10 protein-coding genes and 1 pseudogene are annotated in these 9,819 nt (G+C 74.1%); 6 read left to right on the top strand and 5 right to left on the bottom strand.

Annotation, left to right across the window (positions count from 1 at the left end; all coding sequences use genetic code 11):
- The 3 genes and pseudogenes from A2U95_RS31895 to A2U95_RS31885 all read left to right on the top strand — a co-directional run.
- Positions 1-527, top strand: a pseudogene (locus A2U95_RS31895) (DUF6297 family protein); the annotation flags it as partial.
- Between the two features lie 186 nt (positions 528-713).
- Positions 714-1,523: a peptidoglycan DD-metalloendopeptidase family protein gene (locus A2U95_RS31890; RefSeq protein ID WP_166029512.1), complete on the top strand. Its 810-nt coding sequence runs from the start codon at positions 714-716 to the stop codon at positions 1,521-1,523.
- Positions 1,524-1,653: 130 nt separating this feature from the next.
- Positions 1,654-2,028, top strand: coding sequence for a DUF2255 family protein (locus tag A2U95_RS31885; protein WP_166029510.1), 375 nt, complete (start codon positions 1,654-1,656; stop codon positions 2,026-2,028).
- 116 nt (positions 2,029-2,144) lie between these two features.
- Here the strand turns inward: A2U95_RS31885 and A2U95_RS31880 are convergent, their stop codons facing one another.
- The 3 genes from A2U95_RS31880 to A2U95_RS31870 form a co-directional block, all read right to left on the bottom strand.
- The gene (locus A2U95_RS31880) at positions 2,145-2,528 is read right to left on the bottom strand and encodes a VOC family protein (RefSeq protein WP_166029508.1); all 384 of its coding nucleotides are present in this window, start codon (positions 2,526-2,528) and stop codon (positions 2,145-2,147) included.
- 108 nt (positions 2,529-2,636) lie between these two features.
- Positions 2,637-4,223 (bottom strand): alkaline phosphatase D family protein, encoded by a 1,587-nt coding sequence (locus tag A2U95_RS31875; protein WP_166029506.1) that lies wholly within the window; start codon positions 4,221-4,223, stop codon positions 2,637-2,639.
- A 193-nt stretch (positions 4,224-4,416) separates the two neighbouring features.
- On the bottom strand, positions 4,417-5,052 hold the full coding sequence (locus A2U95_RS31870; protein ID WP_166029504.1) for a TetR/AcrR family transcriptional regulator: 636 nt from the start codon (positions 5,050-5,052) through the stop codon (positions 4,417-4,419).
- A gap of 190 nt (positions 5,053-5,242) precedes the next feature.
- Between A2U95_RS31870 and A2U95_RS31865 the strand changes: the two genes are divergently transcribed.
- On the top strand, positions 5,243-6,778 hold the full coding sequence (locus tag A2U95_RS31865) for an MDR family MFS transporter (protein ID WP_166029514.1): 1,536 nt from the start codon (positions 5,243-5,245) through the stop codon (positions 6,776-6,778).
- Positions 6,779-6,853: 75 nt separating this feature from the next.
- Here A2U95_RS31865 and A2U95_RS31860 read toward each other — a convergent pair whose 3' ends face one another.
- Positions 6,854-7,621 carry an SDR family NAD(P)-dependent oxidoreductase gene (locus tag A2U95_RS31860; protein ID WP_166029502.1) on the bottom strand — a complete coding sequence of 256 codons (768 nt, stop codon included), beginning with the start codon at positions 7,619-7,621 and terminating at the stop codon, positions 6,854-6,856.
- 502 nt (positions 7,622-8,123) lie between these two features.
- Between A2U95_RS31860 and A2U95_RS31855 the strand changes: the two genes are divergently transcribed.
- Positions 8,124-8,525: a DUF7144 family membrane protein gene (locus A2U95_RS31855; RefSeq protein ID WP_166029500.1), complete on the top strand. Its 402-nt coding sequence runs from the start codon at positions 8,124-8,126 to the stop codon at positions 8,523-8,525.
- A gap of 19 nt (positions 8,526-8,544) precedes the next feature.
- On the opposite strand, the gene A2U95_RS31850 is transcribed toward A2U95_RS31855, so the two are convergent.
- Complete coding sequence (locus A2U95_RS31850; protein WP_166029498.1) at positions 8,545-8,817, bottom strand: GlsB/YeaQ/YmgE family stress response membrane protein; 273 nt, start codon at positions 8,815-8,817, stop codon at positions 8,545-8,547.
- A gap of 90 nt (positions 8,818-8,907) precedes the next feature.
- Between A2U95_RS31850 and A2U95_RS31845 the strand changes: the two genes are divergently transcribed.
- Positions 8,908-9,819: an adenosine kinase gene (locus A2U95_RS31845; protein ID WP_166029496.1), complete on the top strand. Its 912-nt coding sequence runs from the start codon at positions 8,908-8,910 to the stop codon at positions 9,817-9,819.

The following is a 9,819-nucleotide window of genomic DNA, read 5'->3' as shown; positions in this document are numbered from 1 at the left end:
CGGCCGCGACGGCGGGCGGCGGGCCCCTGGCGACGGCGGCCGCGGCCCTCGCGGCCCACGGCGCGGCCGCCCGGCTGCTGGAGACCGCCCGGCTGGACGGGGACGACCCCCGCCGGGCCGCCTGGTCGCCGAGGCCCTTCGAGTGGACCGTGACGGCCCACGCGGTGGTGCCGACGGCCGTGCTGACGGCGGCGGGCGCGGGGGCGGCGCTGCTGACGGGCGGCCGGCCGGTGCTGTCCTTCCTCCTCGGGGCCGTCCCCGTGACGGTGGCCGCCGCTCTGGTGAGCGCCTACCGGCCGCCCACGCGCACCGCGCTGCTGTACGGGTCGCCCGCCCTCGCGGGGGCCGGACCGGCGCTCGCCCTGCTGTGGCACGCGGCGGGACCCCTGGCGGGCGTCACGGCGGTGACGGTGCTCCTCGGCGGGACGGGAGGACCGCCGGGGGTCCGGACCGCGGCGTGCTGGGCGGTGTCCGCGGTCCTGCTGCTGTGGGCACGGCGGCGCGCCAGGGCGCTGGTCCGGCCCTGAGGGCCCCGCCGGCGCGGCCGTCGGGGGCGGGAAGGTCCACCGGTTCTCCGACAGTCATATAAGAGCAAGGGGCGCGGCACGATCCCGGCGGAGGACCGGACGGCCGGAACCAGCCCTTGCCGGGAGCGGCGGAGCGGCCCTACGGTCCGGGCGTCCCGCGTCGTCCCCCCAGCCAAGGAGCACTCCTTGTCCCTGTTCAGACGCCTTTCGGCCCTGCCGGCCGTCGTCCTGCTCGCCCTGACGGCCCTGACCGGCCTGACCGCCGCCCCCGCGCAGGCCGCCCCGGCCGCGGTCGCCGCCGCCCCGAACTTCAAGGCGCCGTTCCCCTGCGGGCAGCGCTGGACGTACGGCCACCACTCGGCCGAGGTGCGCCGCGCCCTCGACTTCGTCCGCGCCGACGGCGGCGCCACCGCCGGCACCCCGGTCCTCGCCTCGGCGGCCGGCACCGCCACGCGCCACTACCAGGCGAGCGGCGCGGGCAACTACATCGTGATCGACCACGGGGGCGGCTGGCGCACCTACTACTTCCACCTCGCCGCGTACTCCGTGGCGAACGGCGCGTACGTGGGGCAGGGGCAGCAGATCGGCACCACCGGCTCCACCGGCAACTCCTCCGGGGCGCACATCCACTACGAGCAGCTCTACAACGGCACCGGACAGAACATCGTCATCAACGGCGCCGCGCTCTCCTACCCCGGCTCCTACCACCAGGCCTACCTGACCAGCGACAACGGCTGCGGCGGCACGGGGGTCCCCTTCACCACCTGGGGGAGCGGCGTCAACGTCCGCGCCGACGCCCGGCTGAGCGCCCCCGTGGTCGCCACCCTCGGCGGGCCCACCGCGGTGCGGGTGCTGTGCCAGAAGCAGGGCGACACGGTCACCGCCGAGGGCTACACCAACAACTGGTGGAGCAAGCTGCGGGACCAGAACGGGTTCGTCTCCAACATCTACATCGACCATCCCTCGGCCCAGCTGCCCGGCGTGCCGGTCTGCTGACGGCCCTTCGCGCGGGGGCGTCCGGACGGTCCGGCGTGGTCCGTCCGGACGCCCACCGGTGGCGTCCGTCCCGGGGAAACGTTCCGCTGGGAGCAGGCGTGCACCGGACCGCAGCGAGGAGCCGAGAGTGATGACCACCTGGACCCGGACCGAACTCGCGGGCATCGGCGAGGCGGAGGAGCTGGAGATCGCCTCGGTCGGCGAGGACGGTTCGCTCGGCGGCTGGCGCACCATCTGGGTGGTCCGCGACGGCGACGACGTCTACGTCCGGTCCGTCTACGGCCCGGAGTCCCGGTGGTACCGGGGGACCCGCATCCGTCATCAGGGCCGCATCCGGGCGGGCCGGGTCCAGAGGGACGTCACCGTCGTCGACGCCGATCCCCGGCTCAACGACCGGATCGACGCCGCGTACCACGCGAAGTACGAGGCCTATCCGGCCTCCCTGGAGACCATCCTCGGCGAGGCGGCCCGCTCCACCACCATGCGGCTCGACCCGCGCGACTGATCCCGTCGCGCGCCCCCCCGTGTGCCGCCCGGCGCCCGGCCGGGCGCCCCCGCCTCCGGTGCCCCGGTCGCCGGCCCGGCCGTGCGGCTGCTCGTCCGGGCCGGCGGACGGGCCGCCTACCGGCCGCCGTACGGCACGGTGATCAGTTCCATGGCGTGGCCCGCCGGGTCGAGGAAGTAGACGCCGCGGCCGCCGTCGTTGCGGTTGATCTCCCCGGGGCGGGTCTGCCGCGGGTCGGCCCAGTGCTCGATGCCCCGGGCGGTGATCCTGGCGTAGGCCGCGTCGAACTCCTCCTCGGAGATCAGGAAGGCGTAGTGCTGGGTGGCGATGTCCTTCTCGGGGACGGTGGCGAAGTCGAGGGTGACGCCGTTGTCCAGGTCGACCGCGACGAACGGGCCCCATTCGGCGGTGATCTCGAGGTCCAGCAGTTCCGCGAAGAAGCGGGCGGATTCCCGGTTGTCCCGGGCGTGGACGATGGTGTGGTTGAAGCTGACGGACAAGGTATGCCTCCAACGGGCATATCCCGGCACCTCCATGCCCCACCCGGTCGGTGGCCGGCACGCGATGCGGCCACCGATCCTAGCGGGCCGCCGGACGGGCCGGGAAGGTCAGATCCGGACTCCCGGCACCCGGTCCTCGACGACCGCGGTGGCCCGCGTGGTGACCGGCGCGCCGGGCCGCTGGACGTAGGGGACGACGCGGAAGTCGGTGGTCCAGCGGCGGTGGTCGACGCGGACGCGGGCGTAGCCGCGCTGGGCGTTGAAGAACTTCATGTGCGGGTTGGCCGCGAGGAACTTCTCGCCGTCGGCGTTCATGTCCGCGCCGTCGCCGCCGCTGGTGATCGACGTGCCGACGAACTCGGCGCCGACGGTGGGTGATCCGGGGTCCTGGTAGTCGCGCTTGAGGTCCCAGGCGTAGTTCTGGTGGCGGTCGCCGGTGATGACCACCAGGTTGCGCACGCCGCGCCGGTCGGCCTCCGCGAGGAGGCGGTTGCGGTCGGCGACGTAGCCGTCCCACGGGTCCAGCCAGACCAGTTCGGCGGGGCCGGGGTCCTTGTCGGTCTGGCCCATGGGGGCCTGGTTGCCGAGGATCTGCCACTGGGCGGAGGAGCGGGAGAAGTTCCGCAGCACCCAGTCGCGCTGCCGGGCGCCGAGGATGGTGCGGCGCGGGTCGAACCGCGCGGTGCTGGTGGCGGACTCGCCGTCGCCGTCGGGCTGGTCGTCGCGGTACTGGCGGGTGTCCAGCATGGTGAGGTCGGCGAGGCGGCCGTAGGAGAGGCGGCGGTAGGCCTGGAGGTGCGGGCCCTGCGGCATCTGCGTGTGGCGCAGCGGCTGGTGCTCGTAGAGCGCCTGGAAGGCGGCGGCGCGGCGGGCCCGGAAGACGGCGGGGTCCTGGTCGGGTTCGGTGTCGGCCTGGGAGAGGTCGCCCGCCCAGTTGTTCTCCACCTCGTGGTCGTCGAAGGTGACGACCCAGGGGAAGCGGGCGTGGGCCTTCTTCAGCGGCTCCTCGGCCTTGTAGAGGCCGTACTGGAGGCGGTAGCGGGCCAGGTCGAAGGTCTCGGTGTGGAACCTGGGGTCGGTGGTGACGCCGCGCCGGTTGGTGCGGACGCCCGACTCGTACAGGTAGTCGCCGAGGTGCACGACGAGGTCGAGGTCCTCCTCGGCCATGTGGTCGTAGGCGGTGTAGTAGCCGTCCTGCCAGGCCTGGCAGGAGGCGAAGGCGAACCTCAGGTCGGCGGGCCTGGCGTGGGCCGGCGGGGTGGTGCGGGTGCGGCCGGCGGGGGAGAGGTGGCCGGCGGCGCGGAAGCGGTAGTAGTACACCCGGTCGGGGAGCAGGCCGCCGACCTCCGGGTGGACGGAGTGCGCGAGTTCGGGGGTGGCGACGACGCTGCCGCGGCGCACGACCCGGCGGAAGCGGGGGTCGGCGGCGACCTCGTACTGCACGCGGACCGGTACCTGGGGCATGCCGCCCAGGCCGTCGGCGGCGTACGGGTCGGGGGCGAGCCGGGTCCACAGCACGACGCCGTCGGGCAGCGGGTCGCCGGAGGCGACGCCGAGGGTGAACGGGTCGTCGGGGAGGGCGGGGGCGGACCAGGCGGAGTCGGAGCTCCACAGTCCGGTGCCGAGCATCAGGGCGGCGGCGCCGGCGGAGCCGTAGCCCAGGACGTTTCTGCGGGACGGGAGCAGGTCGGCCATGGTGCCTCCTCGGAGGTCGGGCTGGGACATCCGGAAGGCTGCTCCCCGGTGGTGACATGGTGAGGGTGCCGGGGTGGCTGAGACGTGAATTCCCGTGCCGCGACACGCCAGGAGGGTTCACCTGGAGGGCGGCTGACGGAGGGTCAGGCGAGAAGGGGGCGGGGCGGTGTGCGGGGCGCGGGCCGGGCGGTGTTCACGCCTGCCGGTCGCCGCGGGGGGCCTCGTCGAAGGGCAGGCTCATGAGGCGCAGCACCTCGTCGGCGAGGTCGAGCAGCTCGGCCGGGTGTTCCGACTCCACCCAGGTGCGCATGGTGGTGCGCAGGGAGGCGAGGAACGCGGCGGCCAGGACGCGTGAGCGCCGCGGTTCGACGCCCCGCCCGGTGAGGACGCGGGCGAGGTCCTGTTCCAGGCCCGCGTGGGTGGCGAGCTGCCGGCCGAGCAGGGAGGGGTGGCGCAGGGCGAGGCGGGTGCGGGTGATGGTCTCCCGGTCGGGGGAGACCGGGCCGGGTTCGAGGGTGCGCAGGGCGGCGCGCAGGGCCGTCCAGGGGGGCTCGCCGGCGGGCCGTTCCGCGACCGAGCGCAGGAGGGTGGCGGCCTGCTGCTCCTCGCCCCACAGGACGGCGTCCTCCTTGGTGGCGAAGTAGTTGGAGAAGGTGCGGCGGGAGACCCCGGCCTCGTCGGCGATCGCCTCGACCGTCACCTGGTCCAGGCCGTGTTCCACCGTCAGCCGCAGCGCGGCCCGGTGCACCGCCTCACGGGTGGCGGCCTTCTTGCGTTCGCGCAGGCCGAGGGGGCTGTCCGGGGCGGCGTTGCGGTCGGTGGTGTCCATCGCGGGCAATGGTAAGGCCACGGCAAGAAAAATGCGCAGTGTGCAAACTTGCACACTGCGCATGTAGTGTGGGCGCCGTCTCCCTCCTTCCCCGAGGGCATCTCCCTTCCTTCCGCTCCTTCTCCGGAGGTCCTTCTTGAGCGCGCCCGTCGCCGATCCCCCCGCCGCCCCGCCGGAGGCCGCCGCCCCGATGAACCACCGGGAGATCCTGCGGGTGATGAGCGGCCTGCTCCTGCTGCTGTTCGTCACGATGATCAGCGGCACGATCGTCTCCGTGGCGCTGCCGCAGATCATCGGCGCGCTGGACGGAACCCAGTCGCAGTACACCTGGGTGGTCACCGCGACGCTGCTCACCTCGACCGCCTCCACGCCGGTCTGGGGCAAGCTCGCCGACCTCTTCAGCAAGAAGGCGCTGCTGCAGGTGTCGATCGTGATCTTCTTCGTCTCCTCGCTCGGCGCGGGCCTCGCGGAGAACACCGGCACGCTGATCGGCTTCCGCGCCCTGCAGGGCCTCGGCATGGGCGCGCTGCAGATCCTGGTCCAGGTGATCATCGCCGCGATGATCAGCCCCAGGGAGCGCGGCCGCTACAACGGCTACCTCGGCGCGGTGATGGCCGTCGCGACCGTCGGCGGCCCGCTGCTCGGCGGGGCGATCGCCGACGCCTCGTGGCTCGGCTGGCGCTGGTGCTTCTTCTTCGCCCTGCCGTTCACGGCCGTCGCCTTCCTGATCCTCTCCCGGACCCTGCACCTCCCGGCGACGGAGCGCACCGGTCCCAGGCCGAAGGTCGACCACCTGGGCGCGGCACTGATCGCCGTCGGCGTCAGCGTGCTGCTGCTGTGGGTGACCTGGGTGGACAACGAGTTCGCGTGGATCTCCTGGGAGTCCGGCGCCATGGTCGGCGCCTCGGTGGTCCTGCTGGGCCTCGCCCTGCTGGTGGAGTCGCGGGTCGCCGACCCCGTCGTGCCGCTGAAGGTCGTCAGGCGCCGGGACCCGGCGCTGGCGATCGTCGCCAGCCTGGCGGTCGGCGTCGCGATGTTCGGCGGCGCGGTCTTCCTCGGCCAGTACTTCCAGATCGGCCGCGGCTACGACGCGACCAAGGCCGGCCTGATGACCGTCCCGATGATGGCGGGCGTGCTGCTGTCCTCGACGGTCGCGGGCAAGCTGGTCTCGAGGAGCGGCAAGGTGAAGCCCTACATCGTGACCGGCACGGTCCTGCTCACGCTGGGCTTCCTCGTCCTGTCGGTGATCGACCACCGGACGTCGCTCTGGCACGTCTTCGCGGGGATGTTCCTGATCGGCGTGGGCGTCGGCATGTCGATGCAGAACCTGGTCCTGGTGCTGCAGAACACCGTGCCGCTCGCCGAACTCGGCGCGGCCAGCGCCTCGATCACCTTCTTCCGCTCGCTCGGCGGCACCATCGGCGTCTCCGTGCTGGGCGCGGTGCTCGCCAACAGCGTCGCCGCCAGGATCGCCGACGGTCTGCGGGCGCTGGGCGTGGACACCTCGGGCGGCGGTTCCCGGGCGGGCGCCACCCTCGACATCGCGGGCATGCCCGCGCCGGTCCGGGAGATCGTCCGCGCGGCCTACGGCGAGGCCACCGGCGAGATCTTCCTGGTCGCGGCGGCGGTCGCGGTCCTCGGCGTCCTCGCGACCTGCTTCCTCACCCCCACCGAACTCCGCGACAGCGTGGACCTCGAGGTGGAGCCGGTACCGGCGAAGGCCTGACCGGCCGCTCCCTCCGGACACCGCGGGGCCGCCTCCGTCAGGGGAGGCGGCCCCGCGGGCAGGTGCCCGGCGGCGTCAGACGGAGGTGTAGCCGCCGTCGACCAGGTGGTAGCTGCCGGTGACGAAGGAGGCCCGGTCCGACAGCAGGAAGGCCGTCAGCTCGGCGACCTCCTCGCTCCGGCCGAGGCGGCCGATCGGGTGGAGGGCCACCAGGGCGCCACGGGCGTCGGCGTCCAGGTTGTCCAGCAGCGGCGTCTCGATGAAGCCGGGGCCGACGGAGTTGATCCGGATGTCCTTGGCGGCGTACTCGACGGCGGCGCACTTGGTCAGACCCAGCACGCCGTGCTTGGCGGCGACGTACGCGGAGGAGCCGCTGAAGGCCACCGAGCCGAGGATGGACGCCACGTTCACGATGGAGCCGCCCTTTCCGGACCGTTCCATCTCCTGGATCTCGTAGCGCATGGAGAAGAAGACGCCGTCCAGGTTGACGCGCACCACACGGTCCCAGTCGGCCAGTGTCTGCTCGCCGGTGGGGGCGCTGGCCCCGCCGATCCCGGCGTTGTTGACGCCCAGGTGCAGGCCGCCGAAGGTGTCGACGGTGAAACGGACGGCGGCCTCGACCGAGGCGGCGTCGGAGACGTCGACCGTGACGGCGGCGGCCTCGAAGCCGTCGTTCCTCAGGCCGGCGGCGGCCCGCTCGGCGCCCTCGGCGTTGTAGTCGGCGATCACGACCTCGGCGCCGCCCTGGGCCAGGCGGCGGGCGATGGCCAGGCCGATGCCGGAGGCCGCTCCGGTGACGAGGGCGGCGCGTCCGGCGAACTCGGTGGCGTAGTCGGTGCTCACAGTCGGTGCTCGCTTTCCTGGTGTGCGGCCGACCCGCGCGCGGCCGGGGTGACGCCTTCCGGCGGACGCGACGGCCCCCCCTCCCGGGCGATCCGTGTCGTTCTGGTTCGCATGGGCACCGTAAACCGGACGGGCCCGGCGGGCACGTCGGGCGCCCCGCGCCGCAGGACGGGCCACCGGGCGGGAGGACCGCCGCGCGGCCGTCGCTCCGGCGCCCGCGCCGCGCGCGACGGCGGAAGCCCCGCGGCCCGGGGGGAGGGGGGCCGAGGATGCTCCTGGTGCGGCGAAGGGTGCGAAAAGCCCAAGGAGAAGGCGTGTGCACAGGACTGATGCCCCGTGCGACGGAATCGGGTCGGCTCAACCCGACCAAGCCCGTGAGGGGCGGGTGCGGGCGACTTCGCCGGACCCGCCCGCCGTTAGCCCGTCCGCGTCGCCCGAAGTGCCGCCCGCGCGCCCGCGGCGCACGCTCGGAGGGACGGACGGCACGGCGGAAGGACCGCGGATGGACGGGCAGGCGGACACCGGGAACAAGCAGTTGCTGGCCGAGGGCGGCATCACCTTCGCCGGAGTGCTGCTGGGCGTCTCCGGCGCGGTGACGGTGCTGCAGGGCATCGCCGCGATCGCCGGCGACGACGTGTACGGCCGGATCGGCTCCTACGTCTTCGAGTTCACCCTCACCGGCTGGGGCGTCGCCCACCTGGTCATCGGCGTCCTGCTCCTGGTCACCGGCGTCGGGGTGCTGGGCGGGCGGGCCTGGGCGCGCGCGGTCGGCCTCGTGCTGGCCGTGATCAGCCTGATCGAGCAGTTCCTGTTCCTGCCGTACGCCCCGGTCTGGTCGGTCCTGCTGATCGCCCTGGACGTGTTCGTCGTCTGGGCGCTGGCCGCCTACCGGCCGGCCCGGTGAGCCGGCCCCGCGGAAGGGGTCAGCTGCGCTCGCGGGAGTGGCCGAAGAGGACGCGGTAGACGACCAGCAGGACCAGGGCGCCGCCGACCGCCGACACCCAGGTCGCGGGATCGTAGAAGTCCCGGTCGACCGGGCGGTCGAAGAAGCGGGCGGACAGCCAGCCGCCCAGGAAGGCCCCCACCACCCCGATGAGGGTGGTGCCGATCAGCCCGCCCGGATCCCGGCCCGGCATCAGCACCTTGGCGATCGCCCCGGCGACCAGCCCCAGCACCACCCAAGCCACCACGCCCATGTCCGCTTCCTCCGCTTCCTTCCCGTTCGGCTGCCCGGCCGGTGAGGGGTTCCTGCCCAACGGCGCGGCAGGTCACGCCAGGATGGGCGGATGGAGCGAACGGACGACGACTTCGACGTACTGGTCCTCGGCGGCGCGGGCGTGGACACCATCGTGTACGTCCCCGAGCTGCCTCTGGGGGACGCCGACAGCCGGCTGGTGGAGGGCATCACGGCCCGGGCCGGCCACACCGGCGACTTCGTGGCGCTCGGCCTGAGTGAACTCGGGCTGAGGGTCCACCACCTCGACGTGGTCGGGGACGACCCGGAGGGCGAGCTGGTGCGCGCCTTCCACCGCGAGCGCGGCATCCCGCTGACCGCGCCGCCGGCCCCGGCCGGCACCCGGCGGGCCGTCAACCTGGTGAGCCCGGACGGACGCCGCTCGTCCCTCTACGACGGGGCCCGCGGCGGCGGCCACTATCCCGAGGAGACGGTCGCCGCCCTCGCGGCGAGGTGCCGGCACGCGCACGTCTCCATCACCCAGCCCTGCGAACGCGCCCTGCCCCTGCTGCGGAAGGCGGGAGTGACCGTCTCGACCGACCTGCACGACTGGGACGGCGAGGCCGGACACCACCTGCCCTACGCCCTGGAGGCGGACCTGGTGTTCGTCTCCGCCGCCGCGCTCCCGGCGGACCCCCGGCCGACGATGCGCCGCATCGCCCGCGAGGGCCGGGCACGCGTCGTGGTGGTCACCTCGGGGTCCGAGGGGGCGCTCCAGCTGGCCGACGGCACGTTCAGCCGCATCGCCCCCGCCGAACCGCCCGCGCCGGTGGTCGACTCCAACGGGGCGGGGGACGCGTTCGCGGCCGGCTACCTGTACGGCTGGCTGCGCGGCGAGACGCCGGAGCGCTGCGGGCGGTTCGGCGCGGTCGCCGGGGCCTACGCCTGCACCGTCCCCGCGACCGCCGCGCGCGCCGTCGGCGCCGCCGCCCTGCTGTCCGCCGCGGCCGCCGACGGCCGCTGA

It is taken from the genome of Streptomyces chilikensis (assembly GCF_001642695.1).
GTDB lineage: Bacteria > Actinomycetota > Actinomycetes > Streptomycetales > Streptomycetaceae > Streptomyces > Streptomyces chilikensis.
The sequence above is the reverse complement of the archived record's forward strand: the minus strand, read 5'-3'. Positions and strand labels throughout refer to the sequence as shown.

Excerpts from the sequence above, each read along its gene's own strand:
- A2U95_RS31870 (WP_166029504.1), bottom strand. The coding sequence starts at position 5,052 with ATGGACACCACCGACCGCAACGCCGCCCCGGACAGCCCCCTCGGCCTG.
- A2U95_RS31875 (WP_166029506.1), bottom strand. The coding sequence starts at position 4,223 with ATGGCCGACCTGCTCCCGTCCCGCAGAAACGTCCTGGGCTACGGCTCC.
- A2U95_RS31865 (WP_166029514.1), top strand. The coding sequence starts at position 5,243 with ATGAACCACCGGGAGATCCTGCGGGTGATGAGCGGCCTGCTCCTGCTG.
- A2U95_RS31850 (WP_166029498.1), bottom strand. The coding sequence starts at position 8,817 with ATGGGCGTGGTGGCTTGGGTGGTGCTGGGGCTGGTCGCCGGGGCGATC.
- A2U95_RS31885 (WP_166029510.1), top strand. The coding sequence starts at position 1,654 with ATGACCACCTGGACCCGGACCGAACTCGCGGGCATCGGCGAGGCGGAG.
- A2U95_RS31855 (WP_166029500.1), top strand. The coding sequence starts at position 8,124 with ATGGACGGGCAGGCGGACACCGGGAACAAGCAGTTGCTGGCCGAGGGC.
- A2U95_RS31845 (WP_166029496.1), top strand. The coding sequence starts at position 8,908 with ATGGAGCGAACGGACGACGACTTCGACGTACTGGTCCTCGGCGGCGCG.